Source organism: Pseudomonas carassii, assembly GCF_036324045.1.
GTDB classification, from domain to species: domain Bacteria; phylum Pseudomonadota; class Gammaproteobacteria; order Pseudomonadales; family Pseudomonadaceae; genus Aquipseudomonas; species Aquipseudomonas peradeniyensis.
In genome coordinates, this window is the sequence record NZ_JAZDCT010000010.1 from 64,962 (window position 1) to 81,170 (window position 16,209).

At 64.8% G+C, this 16,209-nt stretch carries 15 protein-coding genes; 6 read left to right on the top strand and 9 right to left on the bottom strand.

The window, feature by feature from the left end:
* Positions 1 to 75: 75 nt before the first annotated feature.
* The 5 genes from V0R62_RS09850 to V0R62_RS09870 form a co-directional block, all read right to left on the bottom strand.
* Positions 76 to 1,470: a PhoH family protein gene (locus V0R62_RS09850; protein WP_011535580.1), complete on the bottom strand. Its 1,395-nt coding sequence runs from the start codon at positions 1,468 to 1,470 to the stop codon at positions 76 to 78.
* A 294-nt stretch (positions 1,471 to 1,764) separates the two neighbouring features.
* Positions 1,765 to 2,532: a phosphonate ABC transporter, permease protein PhnE gene (gene phnE / locus V0R62_RS09855; protein ID WP_330103587.1), complete on the bottom strand. Its 768-nt coding sequence runs from the start codon at positions 2,530 to 2,532 to the stop codon at positions 1,765 to 1,767.
* Positions 2,529 to 3,356, bottom strand: a complete 828-nt coding sequence (locus tag V0R62_RS09860) for a PhnE/PtxC family ABC transporter permease (RefSeq protein WP_330103588.1) — start codon at positions 3,354 to 3,356, stop codon at positions 2,529 to 2,531. Before V0R62_RS09860 ends, phnE begins: the two co-directional genes overlap by 4 nt.
* Positions 3,350 to 4,144: a phosphonate ABC transporter ATP-binding protein gene (locus V0R62_RS09865; protein WP_330103589.1), complete on the bottom strand. Its 795-nt coding sequence runs from the start codon at positions 4,142 to 4,144 to the stop codon at positions 3,350 to 3,352. The genes V0R62_RS09860 and V0R62_RS09865 overlap by 7 nt, the downstream gene beginning before the upstream one ends.
* A complete protein-coding gene (locus V0R62_RS09870) occupies positions 4,141 to 4,995 on the bottom strand; it encodes a putative selenate ABC transporter substrate-binding protein (RefSeq protein WP_330103590.1) in 855 nt (284 codons plus the stop codon). Before V0R62_RS09870 ends, V0R62_RS09865 begins: the two co-directional genes overlap by 4 nt.
* 164 nt (positions 4,996 to 5,159) lie before the next feature.
* On the opposite strand from V0R62_RS09870, the gene selD reads away from it, so the two are divergent.
* The gene (selD, locus tag V0R62_RS09875; protein WP_330103591.1) at positions 5,160 to 6,194 is read left to right on the top strand and encodes a selenide, water dikinase SelD; all 1,035 of its coding nucleotides are present in this window, start codon (positions 5,160 to 5,162) and stop codon (positions 6,192 to 6,194) included.
* Complete coding sequence (gene mnmH / locus V0R62_RS09880; protein WP_330103592.1) at positions 6,194 to 7,306, top strand: tRNA 2-selenouridine(34) synthase MnmH; 1,113 nt, start codon at positions 6,194 to 6,196, stop codon at positions 7,304 to 7,306. Before selD ends, mnmH begins: the two co-directional genes overlap by 1 nt.
* 75 nt (positions 7,307 to 7,381) lie before the next feature.
* On the opposite strand, the gene V0R62_RS09885 is transcribed toward mnmH, so the two are convergent.
* From V0R62_RS09885 to V0R62_RS09895, 3 genes are all read right to left on the bottom strand, one after another.
* Positions 7,382 to 8,965, bottom strand: a complete 1,584-nt coding sequence (locus V0R62_RS09885; RefSeq protein ID WP_330103593.1) for a peptide chain release factor 3 — start codon at positions 8,963 to 8,965, stop codon at positions 7,382 to 7,384.
* Positions 8,966 to 9,075: 110 nt separating this feature from the next.
* The gene (locus V0R62_RS09890; protein ID WP_330103594.1) at positions 9,076 to 9,405 is read right to left on the bottom strand and encodes an XRE family transcriptional regulator; all 330 of its coding nucleotides are present in this window, start codon (positions 9,403 to 9,405) and stop codon (positions 9,076 to 9,078) included.
* 3 nt (positions 9,406 to 9,408) lie between these two features.
* Positions 9,409 to 9,855, bottom strand: a complete 447-nt coding sequence (locus V0R62_RS09895; RefSeq protein ID WP_330103595.1) for a type II toxin-antitoxin system RelE/ParE family toxin — start codon at positions 9,853 to 9,855, stop codon at positions 9,409 to 9,411.
* 290 nt (positions 9,856 to 10,145) lie between these two features.
* Between V0R62_RS09895 and V0R62_RS09900 the strand changes: the two genes are divergently transcribed.
* From V0R62_RS09900 to V0R62_RS09915, 4 genes are read left to right on the top strand one after another with little or no spacing between them, the layout of a single operon-like run.
* On the top strand, positions 10,146 to 10,859 hold the full coding sequence (locus V0R62_RS09900; RefSeq protein ID WP_330103596.1) for an ABC transporter permease: 714 nt from the start codon (positions 10,146 to 10,148) through the stop codon (positions 10,857 to 10,859).
* 13 nt (positions 10,860 to 10,872) lie between these two features.
* Entirely contained in the window at positions 10,873 to 11,784 is a 912-nt protein-coding gene (locus tag V0R62_RS09905; protein WP_330103597.1) for a glycine betaine ABC transporter substrate-binding protein, read from the top strand.
* Positions 11,781 to 12,434: an ABC transporter permease gene (locus V0R62_RS09910; RefSeq protein ID WP_011532365.1), complete on the top strand. Its 654-nt coding sequence runs from the start codon at positions 11,781 to 11,783 to the stop codon at positions 12,432 to 12,434. Before V0R62_RS09905 ends, V0R62_RS09910 begins: the two co-directional genes overlap by 4 nt.
* The gene (locus tag V0R62_RS09915; RefSeq protein WP_330103598.1) at positions 12,431 to 13,588 is read left to right on the top strand and encodes an osmoprotectant ABC transporter ATP-binding protein OsmV; all 1,158 of its coding nucleotides are present in this window, start codon (positions 12,431 to 12,433) and stop codon (positions 13,586 to 13,588) included. Before V0R62_RS09910 ends, V0R62_RS09915 begins: the two co-directional genes overlap by 4 nt.
* A 115-nt stretch (positions 13,589 to 13,703) precedes the next feature.
* Here V0R62_RS09915 and V0R62_RS09920 read toward each other — a convergent pair whose 3' ends face one another.
* Complete coding sequence (locus V0R62_RS09920; RefSeq protein ID WP_330103599.1) at positions 13,704 to 16,121, bottom strand: TonB-dependent siderophore receptor; 2,418 nt, start codon at positions 16,119 to 16,121, stop codon at positions 13,704 to 13,706.
* Between the last annotated feature and the right edge of the window lie 88 nt (positions 16,122 to 16,209).

A 16,209-nucleotide genomic window follows, 5' to 3' on the forward strand; every position in this document is an offset into this window, starting at 1 on the left:
GCTTTGAGCAGAGGGCAGATCAGCGCATCGCGGGGCAAGTCCGCTCCCACGACGAATCGTGGGAGCGGGCTTGGGTTACAGGTGCGACTCGGCGTACTCGGCCAGCACCGAGCGCGGCACGCCCTGCAGGGTGATGTGAACGCCGTGGGGGAAGTCCTTGAAGCGTTCGGTCAGGTAGGTCAGCCCGGAGCTAGTGGCCGACAGGTACGGCGTGTCGATCTGCGCCAGGTTGCCCAGGCAGACCACCTTGGACCCGTTCCCCGCGCGGGTGATGATGGTCTTGATCTGGTGCGGCGTGAGGTTTTGGCACTCGTCGATGAGGATCAGGCTCTGCTGGAAGCTGCGGCCACGGATGTAGTTCAGCGACTTGAACTGCAACGGCACCCGCTCGAGGATGTACTCGACGCTGCCGTGGGTGCTCTCGTCGTCCATGTGCAGTGCTTCGAGGTTGTCGGTGATGGCGCCCAGCCACGGCTCCATCTTCTCCGCCTCGGTGCCCGGCAGGAAGCCGATCTCCTGGTCAAGCCCCTGCACGCTGCGGGTGGCGATGATGCGCCGGTAGCGCTTGCTGACCATGGTCTGCTCGATGGCCGCGGCCAGCGCCAGGATGGTCTTGCCGGAGCCGGCGGCGCCGGTCAGGTTGACCAGGTGGATATCCGGGTCGAGCAGGGCGAACAGCGCCAGGCTCTGGTGGATGTCCCGTGGCTTGAGGCCCCAGGCTTCCTGGTGCAGCAGCGGCTCCTGGTGCAGGTCGAGCAGTAGCAGCTCGTCGTTGCGAATGCCCTTGATCCAGCCAACGAATCCTTGTTCGTCGATGATGAACTCGTTGATGTGCACCGCCGGCAGGTTGTCGATCAGTTGCACCCGGTGCCAGGTGCGACCACGTTCCTGACGAGTGTCGACCTTGCTCACCCGGTCCCAGAACGACCCTGTGACCGAGTGGTAGCCCTTGGACAGCAAGGACACATCATCGACCAACTGGTCGGTGCTGTAGTCCTCGGCGGCGATCCCGCAGGCACGCGCCTTCAGGCGCATGTTGATGTCCTTGGTCACCAGCACCACGTCGAGGTCCTTGCGCTTGGCGCGCAGGTCCAGCAGCTGGTTGATGATGATGTTGTCGGCGAGGTTTTCGGGGAGCAGGCGGTTCGGCTCGTTACGCGTGCTCATGAGGATGGACAGGAAACCCTTGGGCCCGCTCTTGCCGCGCTGGATCGGCACGCCCTGCTCGACATCGCTGGGCGAAGCGTCGCCTAAGGTCTGGTCGATCAGGCGGATGGCCTGGCGACATTCGGCGGCGATGGTGTGTTTGCCGGTCTTGAGCTTGTCGAGTTCCTCCAGCACCGTCATCGGTATGGCGACGTGGTGCTCCTCGAAGTTGAGCAGGGCGTTGGGGTCGTGAATCAGGACGTTGGTATCGAGCACATACAGGATTGGCTGGTTGGAGGAAGGGTTGCGTCCTTGGTCATCCATACTCGTTCACCTTATGTGAAAGCCACACGGCGCGAACGGCTGCGCCGCAGAGTGACTGCCGTTCTTCCCGTATCCGCGTCGTTACGGGCGGGAAGCTCACCTGGCAAGGAGGGCGTGGATGACGCCACCTGTGCTGCAGGGTTCGGCTGTCTGGTTCCTTGATACCGCAAAAACCATGACCGAAAAAAGTCTTTTTACGCTCCGGTGAAGTTTATTTTTCGGATTGACGAACAGGGCTTGGCGCGAGGCCTGAGCGGGACTACAGTCAGAGATCAGGTACCGCATCAAGCCCGTTCAGGCGCGCACGAAACGCTGGCGCAGCACATCGCTCAGGGCATCAACCAGCAGCACCAGCAACAGCATGGCGATGATCACCGTGCTGGCCTGGGCCTCCTGGAACAGGCTCAGGGTCGCATAGAGCATCTGCCCCAGCCCACCCGCCCCCACGAAGCCCAGCACGCTGGCCATGCGGATATTGTTCTCCCAGCGATACAGGCTGTACGCCAGCAGTTGCGGCCACAGGTTGGGCAGCGTGCCGAAACAGAACGCCGCCACCTGGCTGCCACCCTGCAGGCGGATCGCCGCCGCCGGTTCAGGCGGTGCATTCTCCAGCGCCTCGGCGAACAGCCGGCCCAGTACCCCGGCAGTGTGCAGCGCCAGCGCCAGGGTGCCCGCATTCGGCCCCAGGCCCGCCGCCAGCACGGTCAGCGCCGCCCAGACCAGCTCCGGAATCGCCCGCAGCGCATTGAGCAGCAGACGCACCGCGCCCTGCAACGGCCAGCCGAAGCGGCCGGCGGCCGGCAGCGCCAGCAACAGGCCGAGCAGCATCGCCAGCAACGTCCCCATACCCGACATCGCCAGCGTTTCCAGGGCGCCCTGCCCTACCGCCCGCAGATGCACCACAGACAGGTCCGGGTGCAGGAAACGCGCCGCGTATTCGCCCATCTGCGCCGGCCCGCCGCTGCCGACAACCGCTGCCAGGTCCAGCTCCAGGTAGGCGAACGACGCCAGCACCGCTGCCAGGATCGCAACGATCACCAGCCCATTGATCACCCGCCTCATGCGAGCCTCCCGCGCAGGAAGCGGCTGAGCAGGTCCGCAAGCACCACCAGCAACAGGAAGGTCAGCAGCATGCTCGCCACCTCGGCGCCGGCGAACATGCGCATCGACAGGTCGATCTGCTGGCCCAGGCCGCCGGCGCCGACGAAGCCCATCACCACTGAGGCGCGCACCGCGCATTCCCAGCGATACACGGTGTAGGACACCACTTCGCTCGCGGCCTCGGGCAGGGTGCCGTAGAGAAACGCCGACAACCGGCTGCTGCCGGACTGGAGCAAGGCATGGGCCGGGCGCTGGTCCACCGACTCGAAGATTTCTGCGTAGACCTTGCCGAGCATGCCGCTGTAGGTGATGGCGATGGCCAGCCCCCCGGCAGTCGGGCCCAGGCCCACGGCGCGGACGAACAGCAGGGCCCAGACGATCTCGGGCACGCTGCGCAGGAAGATCAGCACGCCGCGCACCGGCAGGCGCGCAGCGCGTGACCACGGTCCCAAACGTCCACCATTGGAAGCCGCCCGCAGCGACAGCGCCCGGCTGGCCAGCAGGCTGGCCGGTACCGCCAGCAGCAGCGCCAGGGTCATGCCCGCCGTGGCCACGGCCAGGGTCTGCACGGTGGCGGTGAACAGCAGGTCGAGAAACCCGGCGTCATGGGCCGGGGGCCAGAACGCGCTGACAAAACCGGCCATCTGCTGACGGTTCTCGGCCTGCAACAGCACGCCGGGGTTAAGCTCGCTCAAGCGCAGGCCCGGCCACAGCAGGGACAGGCACAGCAGGGTCAGCAACATGCGAGGGATGGCAGCAGGATCGCGTTGGTCAGTGCTCAGCATCGCGGGATCTGCACCTGCAGGCTCGCCGTCGCGGCAACAGGCGAGGCCAGTTGCTCGTTGGCGTACAAGGCATCGAGCATCGCTTCGCTGACCGCTGCTGCCGGGCAGTCGAACGCCACCTGCCCGGCACGAATGCCGACGATGCGCGGAAAATGCGCCAGGGCGAGCTCAACCGCGTGCAGGCTGGCGACCAGGGTCACGCCATGGGCCTGGGCATGGCGGTTGAGCAGCGCCAAGCTATGGTCGGCCAGCACCGGGTCCATGGCCGAGACCGGCTCGTCGGTCAACAACACTTCGGGTCGCTGGTACAAGGCGCGAGCAATGCCGACCCGCTGCAACTGGCCACCGGACAACTGCCCGCATTGGGCGAACAGCTTGTCGGCCATGCCCAGCTCGGCCAGCGCCGCACGGGCACCGGGCACATCGCCGGGGTGGATCAAGTTGAGCAGCCCGCGCAATGTGCCCCACTGCCCCAGGCGCCCCGCCAGCACGGCGGTGACCACCCGCTGGCGCGGCGGCAGGGGCGGCGCCTGGTGCACCAGGCCAACCCGTGCGCGCAAGCGCTGGCGGGCCCGGGCAGACAATGCCCAGGGCTGCTCGCCCAACAACTCCAGGCGCCCGCCACTGAGCGGCACGGCGGTGCCCATCAGGTGCAGCAGGCTGGACTTGCCGGCCCCGGACGGGCCGATGATCGCCACCCGCTCGCCATGGCCGATCAACAGGTCCACCGCGCCCAAGGCCTGGACCTGGCCGTGGCGCACGCCGGCGCCCTGAACACGGATACTCACTTGAGCAGGCCGGCCTCACGCGCGGCTTGCTCGGTGCCCGCGTAGTTCTCGGGCCTGGTCTCGATGAAGCGGCTGGCGGCCTGCAGGTCGAGGATCGCCTTGTCCGCAGGCTTGGCCGGGTCCAGGGCGAGGAAGGCCTGCTTGATCTTCTCTTTAAGCGCCGGGTCCATGTTGCCACGCACGGTCCAGTTGTAGTCGAAGTACTCCGGCGTGGTGGCGAACACCTTCACTTTGCTGGTGTCGACCTTGCCGGCCGCGACCAGCTTGTCCCAGACGCTGGCGTTGAGCACGCCGGCATCGGCCTTGCCGGCCTGGACCCAGGCGGCGGTGGCATCGTGGGCGCCGGAATAGGCGACGCGGCTGAAGTACTCCTCGGGCTTGATGTTGTCGTTCTTGAGCATGAAGTAACGCGGCATCAGGCTGCCCGAGGTGGACGAAATCGAACCGAAGGCGAAGGTCTTGCCCTTCAGGTCCTTGAGGCTCTTCACGTCCGGGTTGGCGGTGATGAACTTGCTGGTGAACTTGGCATCCTGCTCTCGCTGCACCAGCGGCGTGGCCTTGGGGTCCTTCAGGTGCACCTGGACGAAGGTGAAGCCCCCCAGCCAGGCCAGGTCCAGGCGATCGCTGGCCAGCGACTCGACCACCGCCGGGTAGTCGGCCACCGGCACGAACTGCACCTTCATGCCCAGTTGCTGCTCGAGGTACTCGCCCAGCGGCTTGAACTTGCGCAGCAGTTCAGTCGGAGCCTCGTCGGGGATGGCGCTGACGCGCAGCACATCGGCGGCCTGGGCGACCACCGCGCAGCAGGACAGCACGAGGCCAGCAAACAGGGCCAAGGGGCGTTTGAGCATGGGGGATTCTCCGGTTCGATAGCGGGGCATGAGTCGGTGTCGCATCGCGGGTCTGCGTGGGAGCGGGCCTGCCCCGCGATGCTGGCAAACGAGGGAAGTATAAGAGCCGCAGGCACAAAGGCCAGCTTTGCTACAATCGCGCATCACGAAAAGTCGAGGTGCACATGAGCGAGCCGATTCGTCTGACACAGTACAGCCACGGCGCTGGCTGTGGCTGCAAGATTTCTCCCAAGGTCCTGGATGTGATCCTCGCCGAAAGCGGCACCCAGGCCCTCGACCCGAAACTCTGGGTCGGCAACGCCTCGCGTGACGACGCCGCCGTCTACGCCCTGGATGACGAGCGCGGCGTGGTCTCGACCACCGACTTCTTCATGCCCATCGTCGACGACCCGTACGACTTCGGCCGCATCGCCGCCACCAACGCCATCAGCGACATCTACGCCATGGGCGGCGACCCGCTGATGGCCATCGCCATCCTCGGCTGGCCGGTCAACGTGCTGCCGCCGGAGGTCGCCCGCGAGGTGATCCGCGGTGGCCGCGCCGTCTGCACAGAGGCAGGCATCCCGCTGGCCGGCGGCCATTCCATCGATGCTCCCGAGCCGATCTTCGGCCTGGCCGTGACCGGCGTGGTGAGCAAGCGCCACCTCAAGCGCAACGACACCGCCAGCGTCGGCTGCCGCCTGTACCTGACCAAACCGCTGGGCATCGGCATTCTCACCACCGCCGAGAAAAAGGCCAAGCTGCGCGAGCAGGACCAGGGCCTGGCCCGTGACTGGATGTGCACCCTCAACACCCCGGGCAGCCGCTTCGGCAAGCTCGACGGCGTACAGGCGATGACCGACGTCACCGGTTTCGGCCTGCTCGGCCACCTGGTCGAAGTCGCCGAAGGCAGCGGCCTCACCGCCCGCCTGCAGTTCGCTGCCGTGCCGCGCCTGCCCAGCGTCGAACACTACCTGGCCGAAGGCTGCATCCCTGGCGGCACCCTGCGCAACTTCGACAGCTACGGCCACAAGATCGGCGCGCTGAGCGACGAGCAGAAGCACCTGCTGTGCGACCCGCAGACCAGCGGCGGCCTGCTGGTGGCGGTCACCCCGCAGGGCGAGGCCGAATTCCTCGCCGTGGCCCGGGAACTCGGACTCGAACTGGCGCCGATCGGCGAGCTGGTCGAGCGACAGAGCCACGCAGTCGAGGTGATCTGATGCGCCCCGACTGCACCGAGCTGAAACAGCTGTTCCTCGACGACGTGCCGATGATGGACATGCGCGCGCCGGTCGAATTCACCAAGGGCGCCTTCCCCGGCGCGGTCAACCTGCCGCTGATGAACGACCAGGAGCGGCAGAAGGTCGGCACCTGCTACAAGCAGCAGGGCCAGGCCGCCGCCATCGCCCTGGGCCACCAGTTGGTCAACGGGGCGCTCAAGCAACAGCGCCTGGAGGCCTGGGCCGCGTTCACCCAGGCCCATCCCGACGGCTACCTCTACTGCTTCCGTGGCGGCCTGCGCTCGCAGATCGTCCAGGGCTGGCTCAAGGACGCCGGCATCCAGTATCCGAAGGTGGTGGGCGGCTACAAGGCCATGCGCACCCTGCTGATGGATACCACGCTGCGGGCGGTGCAGCAGTGCGAGTTCGTTTTGCTGGGCGGACTGACCGGCACCGGCAAGACCGATGTACTGCACCAACTGGACAACGTGCTCGACCTCGAAGGCCACGCCAACCACCGCGGCTCCAGCTTCGGCAAGCGCGCCACGGCGCAGCCGGCGCAGATCGATTTCGAGAATGCGCTGGCCATCGACATCCTCAAGAAACGCGAGCGTGGCATCGGCCAGTTCGTGCTCGAGGATGAAGGCCGCGTGGTCGGCAGCTGCGCGGTGCCGCTGGAGCTGTACCAGGGCATGCAGCGCTATCCGCTGGTGTGGCTTGAAGACAGCTTCGCGCATCGCGTGGAACGCATCCTGCGCGATTACGTGATCAACCTGTGCGCCGAGTACATCGCCGTGCACGGTGAAGAGGCCGGCGGCCCGCTGTTCGCCGAGCGCATGCGCCAGAGCATGGCCAACATCTACAAGCGCCTGGGCGGCGAACGCTTCCAGCGCCTGTCGGCGTTGCTCGACCAGGCGCTGGAGGAGCAGTTGCGCAGTGGCGACGTGAGCTTGCACCGAGAGTGGATCGAGGGGCTGCTCAAGGAATACTACGACCCGATGTACGCCTACCAGCGTGCGGCCAAGGCACAGCGGATCGAGTTCGCCGGAGACGGCGTGGAGGTGCGCGAGTACCTGAAGGCACGGGCACAACGCGAGCACCACAGCGCCTGAATCGCTGCCCCGTTCCTACCCCCTGTGGGAGCGGGCTTGCCCCGCTCCCACAGAGTCAGGCTTGAACCTTCAGCATCAGTGATGCTCGCGAGTAGCGCGGAACTTGATGTCCGGCCAGCGCTCTTCCATCAGCGACAGGTTGACCCGGGTCGGGGCCAGGTAGGTCAGGTGACCGCCACCGTCGATGGCCAGGTTCTCCATGGCCTTGGTCTGGAATTCCTCGAGCTTCTTCTTGTCATCGCAGCTGATCCAGCGTGCCGACCAGACGGTGATCGGCTCGTAGGCGCATTCGACCTTGTACTCTTCCTTCAGGCGGCTGGCGACCACGTCGAACTGCAGCACACCGACCGCGCCGAGGATGATGTCGTTGCTGCGCTCGGGGAAGAACACCTGGGTGGCGCCCTCTTCGGCCAGCTGCTGCAGGCCCTGGCGCAGTTGCTTGGATTTCAGCGGGTCCTTCAGGCGCACACGGCGGAACAGCTCCGGGGCGAAGTGCGGGATACCGGTGAAACCCAGCGCCTCGCCTTCGGTGAAGGTGTCGCCGATCTGGATGGTGCCGTGGTTGTGCAGGCCGATGATGTCGCCGGCATAGGCCTCTTCCAGCTGCTCGCGCTCGGAGGAGAAGAAGGTCAGCGCATCACCGATGCGCAGGTCCTTGCCGGTGCGCACATGGCGCATCTTCATGCCTTTCTCGTACTTGCCCGAGCAGATGCGCATGAAGGCGATGCGGTCGCGGTGTTTCGGGTCCATGTTCGCCTGGATCTTGAACACGAAGCCGGTGAACTTCTCTTCCACCGGCTCCACGGTACGCTCATGGGCGGCCCGGGCCAGCGGGCGCGGCGCCCAGTCGACAACGGCGTCGAGCACATGGTCGACCCCGAAGTTGCCCAATGCCGTACCGAAGAACACTGGTGTCAATTGACCATTGATGAATTCGTCCTGATCGAACTCATGGCAGGCACCCTGTACCAGCTCAAGCTGCTCAAGGAAACGCTCGTACTCGTCACCCAGGTGCGCACGGGCCTCATCGGAATCAAGCTTCTCGATGATCTTCGCCTCGGTACGCTCGTGGCCGTGGCCCGGGGTGTAGACGATGATGTAGTCGCCGGCCAGGTGGTACACGCCCTTGAAGTCACGGTAGCAACCAATCGGCCAGGTGATCGGCGCGGCCTTGATCTTCAGGACCGCCTCGATCTCGTCGAGCAGTTCGATCGGATCGCGGATGTCACGGTCGAGTTTGTTGATGAAGCTGACGATCGGCGTGTCGCGCAAGCGGCAGACGTCCATCAGGGCGATGGTACGCGGCTCTACACCCTTACCGCCGTCGAGCACCATCAGCGCCGAGTCCACCGCGGTCAGGGTGCGGTAGGTATCTTCAGAGAAGTCCTCGTGGCCGGGGGTGTCGAGCAGGTTGATCATGTGCTCGCGGTAGGGGAACTGCATCACCGAGGTGGTGATGGAGATGCCGCGCTGCTTCTCCATTTCCATCCAGTCGGAGGTGGCGTGGCGGTCGGACTTGCGCGACTTCACGGTACCCGCGACGGAGATCGCCTTGCCCATCAGCAGGAGCTTCTCGGTGATGGTGGTCTTACCGGCGTCGGGGTGGGAAATGATTGCGAAAGTGCGGCGCTTCGCGACTTCGGCGGCCTGGTTGGTCATGGGAAATCGCCTGACTGGGGATTCAAAAAGGGGCGATATCATACCTGAAGTCGGGCGTCAGGCCAAAACAAGCCCCAACGGTTCGACCCAACTCGCCCCTGCCGCATTGGTTAACCATCGACAAGCGAATCGCCGGCAAGCCCCTCGATGGTTATAGGAGCGCGGCCAGGCAGATGAGCGACAAGCTCCAGTCTTCCCCCCATGGCTTCCAGATAGTCACGCAACGTAGAGATCAACATATCGCTACGGTTCTCGAACCTGGAAACATTGCCCTGACGAACGTCAAGGCGCTCGGCCATGTTTTCCTGGGTGATCTCGAGTTGTTTACGCAAGGCCTGAAGCGTCATTTCCTCACGAATCAGTTCGCGACCACGCTCCTCGATTCTTGCCCTGCGCTCAGGTGTCAGCTCGTTCATCACGTCTTCAAGTGTCTTGTACATTTCTCAACCTCTGGACAAATGTCGATCAAACCGTTCATCGGCACGGGTAATCAGGCTTCCATAAAATCTACGCTCATTGATGCCAGCCTTGTCCCCCGCAACGAGCAGCAACGCGGAGCGCGAACGATCGAAAGCGAATGCGACTCGCCATACACCGCCATCTGCGTTGAACCTCAACTCTTTCATGTTCGAATGCCTCGAGCCCTTCAGCGTGTCCACATGTGGACGCCCCAATGCGGGGCCAAAATGCTTGAGCAGATGAAGCTGCGCCAGCAATTCATCCTGTACCACCTCGGTCAACACCTGTAGCTCGGCATTGAACTCCCGGCACATTCCAATAGACCACCCCATTAAAATACCTCCAAGGGAATATCCCCTCAAGCGCATATCAAGATTCTTCCAGAAGAAATTCTGAACATCTGCAAGATGCCTCGATAGCAGGTACTTCAACGTCTCAACGTAATATTCACGCTTGATTTTCGCGTGAAATTTCCTACAACCCAGTGATTAGCACTGGCCAAATGCCGCCCCAGATGGGAACCTTTCCCTTCACGGAGACGTCCACTCCCCTGCAACCCGCTTCGGTTCAGGGCTGGTTTCACCTGCTTCACGAGCCCGACGGGGTTCGGCTCATGGCCTGATGCCGCGCATCGGGCTGCTGCTCGCGACCACGCTGCCCGCCGCCAGGAATGGCCGGCCACACGGGAGCTGATCGCCGACTATAAAAAAGGAGTCCGCCTGTGGCTGCACGCTACGGAAAAGGGCTGTTGGGATGGGCCGCCGTGCTCGTCATCCTGGCCCTGCTGGTCCACTGGATCGGCATCGACACGATCGCCCGCTACCGCGACGATCTTGGGTTCTACCTGCAAGCGCACCTGGTCCTGGTGCTGGCTTCGATGGTGGCGGCGCTGGCCGTGGGCATCCCCGCTGGCATTGCCTTGAGTCGACCGCACCGGGTCGACAAGGCAGAGCGCTTCATGCAGTTTTTCAACGTTGGCAACACCATCCCTCCCCTGGCCGTCCTGGCCATCGCCCTGAGTATCCTGGGCATCGGCGCCGGTCCCGCAATTTTCGCGCTGTTCCTCGCCTCCCTGCTGCCCATCGTGCGCAATACCTACGAGGGCCTGAAAAACGTCCCCGCCTCGCTCAAGGAAGCCGCCACCGGCATCGGCATGACCCCGCGCCAGCAGCTGTGGCAGGTGGAACTGCCCAATGCCGTGCCGATCATCGTCGGCGGGGTACGCGTGGCCCTGGCGCTGAACGTCGGCACTGCGCCGCTGGCGTTTTTGATCGGCGCCAACAGCCTGGGCAGCCTGATCTTCCCCGGCATCGCCCTGAACAACCAGCCGCAGCTGTTGCTGGGCGCCGCGTGCACCGCGCTGCTGGCCCTGGCGCTCGACGCGCTGGTGAGTTTCTCCAGCAAGCGCTGGCTGGAACGTGGCCTGGCCCGATAACGAGAGGGAAACCATGAAGAAGACAATCGCCCTGTTGCTGGGCGCGGCCCTGCTATGGGCAGGCTTTGCCCAGGCAGCGGAAAAGCCGCTGATCCGCATCGGCGCCCGGGTGTTCACTGAACAGACCGTGCTCGCCGAAATCACCGCCCAGTACCTGCGCGCCAACGGCTTCGACGTGCGGGTGACCGCCGGCCTTGGCAGCAACATCGCCCGACAGGCCCAGGAAACCGGTCAGCTCGACCTGATGTGGGAATACACCGGCGTCTCGCTGGTGTCCTACAACCATATCGACGAGCGCATGCCCAGCGCCGAAGCCACCTACGCCCGGGTCAAGGCACTCGATGCCAAGAAAGGGCTGGTCTGGCTGACTCCGTCGAAATTCAGCAACACCTACGCACTGGGGCTGCCCAGGCAGGTCGCCGCGGCCTACCCCCAGGTCAACACCATCAGCGATCTCAACCAGGTGCTGCGTGACGAGCCCGCCCGCAACCACCTGGTGGCCCTGGACACCGAATTCGCCAACCGCCCCGATGGCCTGGTCGGCCTGCGCGAGATGTACGGGCTGCCTCTGGACCGGCGCAACATCCGCCAGATGGATGGCGGCCTGGTCTACACCGCGATGCGCAACAACCAGGTGTTCGCCGGCCTGGTCTACACCACCGACGGGCGCCTGGACGCCTTCGACCTCAAGCTGCTGGAAGACGACAAGCACTACTTCCCCGACTACACCGCGGCGCCCGTGCTGCGCAAGGCGGTGCTCGACGCCCACCCGCAACTGGCCACCCTGCTCGAACCGCTGGCCAGCCAGCTCGACGACCAGACCATGCGCAAGCTCAACGCCCAGGTCGATGTCGAACACCAGAGCCCGACTGTGGTCGCCGCGGCATTCCTGCGTGAGCACTCACTCGGCGAGGTACAGCCATGAACCTGCTCGACACCTTTGCCCACCTCGACTGGGCGCAAGTCCTGCAACTGACCGGGCAGCACATCACCCTGGTCGGCATCGCCGTGGGCCTGGCCATCGTCGTCGGCGTGCCGCTGGGCATCCTGATGACCCGTTTCCCGGTATTCGCCGGCCCCCTGCAGGCCAGCGCCACGGTGCTGCTGACCATCCCCTCGATCGCCCTGTTCGGCCTGCTGCTGCCGTTCTACTCGAAGTTCGGCCAGGGCCTGGGGCCATTGCCGGCGATCACCGCCGTGTTCCTTTATTCACTGCTGCCGATTCTGCGCAACACCTACCTGGCCCTGACCAACGTCGAGCCGGGCATCCGCGAGGCCGCCCGCGGCATTGGCATGACCTTCGGCCAGCGCCTGCGCATGGTCGAGTTGCCCATCGCCGTGCCGGTGATCCTGGCCGGCGTGCGCACCGCCGTGGTGATGAACATCGGCGTGATGACCATCGCCGCGACCATCGGCGCCGGTGGCCTGGGCGTGCTCATCCTCACCGCCATCAGCCGCAGCGACATGTCGATGCTGCTGGTCGGCGCCGTGCTGGTCAGCCTGCTGGCGATCATCGCCGACCTGCTCCTGCAAACCCTGCAACGTGCCCTGACTCCGGAAGGACTGCGCCCATGATCGAACTGAAGAACCTCAGCAAGACCTTCAACGTCAATGGCAAGGACGTCAAAGCCGTCGACGCGGTCAGCCTCACCGTCAACGAGGGCGAAATCTGCGTGTTCCTCGGCCCCTCGGGCTGCGGCAAGAGCACCACGCTGAAGATGATCAACCGCCTGATCACCCCGACTTCCGGCCAGGTGTTCATCAATGGCGAGGACACCAGCGCGCTGGACGAAGTCACCCTGCGTCGTCATATCGGCTATGTGATCCAGCAGATCGGCCTGTTCCCCAACATGACCATCGAGGAGAACATCACCGTGGTCCCGCGCCTGCTTGGCTGGGACAAGCAGAAATGCCACGACCGCGCCCGCGAGCTGATGCACATGATCAAGCTCGAACCCAAGCAGTACCTGCAGCGCTACCCCCGTGAGCTCTCCGGCGGCCAGCAGCAGCGCATCGGCGTGATCCGCGCCCTGGCCGCCGAGGCGCCGGTACTGCTGATGGACGAGCCGTTCGGCGCGGTCGACCCGATCAACCGCGAGATGATCCAGAACGAGTTCTTCGAGATGCAGCGGGCGCTGAACAAGACGGTAATCATGGTCAGCCATGACATCGACGAGGCGATCAAGCTGGGCGACAAGATCGCCATCTTCCGCGCCGGCAAGTTGCTGCAGCTGGATCACCCGGACACCTTGCTGGCCCATCCGGTGGACGATTTCGTCAGCAACTTCGTCGGCCAGGACAGCACGCTCAAGCGCCTGCTGCTGGTCCGCGCCGAGGATGCCGCGGACAACGCACCGTCGGTGAGCCTGGAAACGCCGGTGAACGACGCGCTGGAACTGCTGGACGAGCATGACCGGCGCTACGTGGTGGTCACCGATGGGCAGAACAAGGCGCTGGGCTATGTGCGTCGGCGCGACATGCACCGCCAGCAGGGGACGTGCGGGGATTTCCTGCGGCCGTTCAATGCCACCGCGGCGCATGACGAGCACCTGCGCATCCTGCTGTCGCGGATGTACGAGTTCAACCGGGCGTGGTTGCCGGTGCTGGATGCCGAAGGGATGTTTTTGGGGGAGGTGACGCAGGAGTCGATTGCGGCGTACCTGAGTTCTGGACGCTCGCGAGGTGGCAAGACCAGTATCGTGTCGCCTGCCGAAGCAGTGACCTCCTGATAGAAAGCCGGGGGCGCTTTGCGCCCCTTTCGCGGCACAAAGCCGCTCCTACAGAGGAATGCGATCTCCTGTAGGAGCGGCCTTGTGCCGCGAAAGGACCGCAAAGCGGTCCCATTCAGAACCCTACACTGGCCTGCACATAAAACGTGCGCGGCTCACCCACATAGAGCCCGGCGTTGTTGTCGCTGGAGCGGGTGAAGTACTGCTTGTCGAAGAGGTTCTTCACCCCCGCCGCCAGCTTCAGGTTCGACAGCTGCGGCCCAAAGTCATACCCGCCACGGGCATGCCAGGTCACATACCCCGGAATATCGCCATACTGCCCGTCGGCACTCGGCTCGGTGATGTAGTTGCCGTTGAAACTGCCGTCGGCATTCATGCCGGTGCCTGGTGCGCGCTGCTTGGATTGGGCATAGGCGTCCAGGTTCCAGGTCCAGCGATTGACGGAGTAACGCAGCCCGGCAGTGGCCACCGTACGCGAGTAGAACGGCAGGTCGCGACCCTTGAAGCCGGGAATCTCCCCTTCATAGGTAGCGCGGGTATAGGTGTAGCCACCATTGACCGACAGGCCTTCCAGGCGCGGATCGAGCCCGGCCAGGTCGTAGCGCACCGAGGCCTCGATGCCCTGGTGCTTGGTCGCCCCCAGGTTGGTCCAGCCGACATCGTTGCTGATGTACTGCAGCTCGTCGTCGAAGTCGATGTAGAACGCGGTCAGCTCACCGGCAAAACCGCCGTTGTCGTAGCGCGTACCCACTTCGTAGGTCTTGGCTTTCTCCGGCTCCAGGCCATTGGCCGTGCTGTTGCCGGTACCGCCCTGGCCCAGCTGGAAGTACTGCAGGCTGCCGAACGAGGTCTCGTAGTTGGCAAACAGCTTCCAGGCGTCGGACATGTGGTACATCACGCTCAACGCCGGCAGCGGTTCGTTGCTGGTGATGCTGCGGTTCTTCTCCGGCACCGGGCGGTAGTTGGCGTCCATCACCGGGCGGTCGCGCCAGTCGGTATTGATGTGCTCGAAGCGGATGCCCGGGGTGATGGTCCAGTTGCCGACGTCGATCTTGTCGTCGATGTAATAGGCGCTGGCCTCGGTGCCGCCGCTGCGGTCCTGGAACACATGGCCGTCGGAGGTCGGGGTGACCGTGGGCACATTGTCGACCAGGGCCAGGCGCGTGGATTGCTCGCGCATGGCTTCCTTCAGGTAGCGATAGCCGACGCTGACTTCCTGGGTGGTCGGGCCGACGAAGAAGATCCGCGACAGGCGTGGCTCGATGGCGAAGGTGTGGTAGTTGCGCGGGTACGACGACAGGGTCTTCATGTCGCGTGCAGCGATGGCGCTGCCACGGAAGCTGTCGGTGTAGTAGGTCAGCACCTCGAGCTGGGTGGCGTCGTCGATCTGCCGCAACCACTTGAACGACACGTCCTTGCGCCGGCCGCTGAAGTAGTCGTAGTCACGCACCGACTGGTAGGGGTCGTGGTCGTACTGGGCCTGGGTCAGCCCGCCGGGCATGTCGGCACGGCCGTCGTAGTAGTGGAAGTTGAGCCAGAACTCGTCGACATCGGTCGGCGCCCAGTGGGTCTTGAGCATCACGTCGTCTATATCGTTGTCGTTGTTGCTGCTGCGATAGCCGTCACCGTTCACGCCGGTGTACAGCAGCGCCACGCCCATGCCGTTGTCGGCTGTGCCGCCGACGAAGGCCGACTCGGTGTGCTTCCAGCCGCCATGGCGGGAAGTCTCCAGGGTGGTGGACAACTCGCCGGTGGCCTTCTCGGGAATCGCCCGGGTCACGAAGTTGATCACCCCGCCGACGTTCTGCGGGCCATAGCGCACGGAACCGGCGCCGCGCACCACATCGATACTGTCGAGGTTGCCCGAGGAGATCGGCGCCATCGACAGCTGCGGCTGGCCGTAAGGGGCAAAGGCCGCCGGGATGCCGTCGATCAGCACGGTCGAGCGCGGCGACAGGCGCGAGGTAAGGCCGCGCACGCCGACGTTCAGCGACAGGTCGCTGCCGCCGGTGCCGTTGGAGTCCTGCACCTGCACGCCCGGGATGCCGCGCAGGGCGTCACGCACGTTCATCGTGCCCTTCTCCACCATCGCTTCGCGGCGCACCACGGTACGAGCGCCGGGATGGTTCTGCACCACGCTCTGCTGGGCGTCGCCCAGCCAATCACCGACCACTTTCACATCGGTGGGCGCCAGCTCCAGGCTGCCGGTGGTCAGGCTGCCGGCAGCCTGGACCGGCTTGACCACCACGGTGTCCGCAGACTGCTCGAAGGTCAGCCCGCTGCCCTGCAGCAGTTGCTGCAGGGCCTGCTCCGGCGCCAGGTTGCCGGACACCGCCGGGGCCTGCTTGCCGTCCACCAGTTCGGGGCTGAAGAACAGCTGCAGGTGGGTCTGCTGACCCAGCTGCTTGAGTGCGCCCGCCAATGGCTGGGCCTGGATCTGGATGCTGTCGGCGTAGCTGTTGCCGGCGGCGGCGCTGACCGCCAGGGCCAGCGCCAGGCGGCGCAGCTGGAGAAGGGGCTTATTGTTGTTCACGTCTTCGAGGGGTCCTGAGAGTCGGGATAAACGCCAACCGCATGCAAATGGAAATGCTTGGCAGTTGCAGCTGGCGGGGAAGACGAAC

Excerpts from the sequence above, each read along its gene's own strand:
- mnmH (WP_330103592.1), top strand. The coding sequence starts at position 6,194 with ATGCGCCCCGACTGCACCGAGCTGAAACAGCTGTTCCTCGACGACGTG.
- V0R62_RS09850 (WP_011535580.1), bottom strand. The coding sequence starts at position 1,470 with ATGGATGACCAAGGACGCAACCCTTCCTCCAACCAGCCAATCCTGTAT.
- phnE (WP_330103587.1), bottom strand. The coding sequence starts at position 2,532 with ATGAGGCGGGTGATCAATGGGCTGGTGATCGTTGCGATCCTGGCAGCG.
- V0R62_RS09905 (WP_330103597.1), top strand. The coding sequence starts at position 10,873 with ATGAAGAAGACAATCGCCCTGTTGCTGGGCGCGGCCCTGCTATGGGCA.
- V0R62_RS09860 (WP_330103588.1), bottom strand. The coding sequence starts at position 3,356 with ATGCTGAGCACTGACCAACGCGATCCTGCTGCCATCCCTCGCATGTTG.
- V0R62_RS09890 (WP_330103594.1), bottom strand. The coding sequence starts at position 9,405 with ATGTACAAGACACTTGAAGACGTGATGAACGAGCTGACACCTGAGCGC.
- V0R62_RS09915 (WP_330103598.1), top strand. The coding sequence starts at position 12,431 with ATGATCGAACTGAAGAACCTCAGCAAGACCTTCAACGTCAATGGCAAG.
- V0R62_RS09910 (WP_011532365.1), top strand. The coding sequence starts at position 11,781 with ATGAACCTGCTCGACACCTTTGCCCACCTCGACTGGGCGCAAGTCCTG.
- selD (WP_330103591.1), top strand. The coding sequence starts at position 5,160 with ATGAGCGAGCCGATTCGTCTGACACAGTACAGCCACGGCGCTGGCTGT.
- V0R62_RS09870 (WP_330103590.1), bottom strand. The coding sequence starts at position 4,995 with ATGCTCAAACGCCCCTTGGCCCTGTTTGCTGGCCTCGTGCTGTCCTGC.
- V0R62_RS09885 (WP_330103593.1), bottom strand. The coding sequence starts at position 8,965 with ATGACCAACCAGGCCGCCGAAGTCGCGAAGCGCCGCACTTTCGCAATC.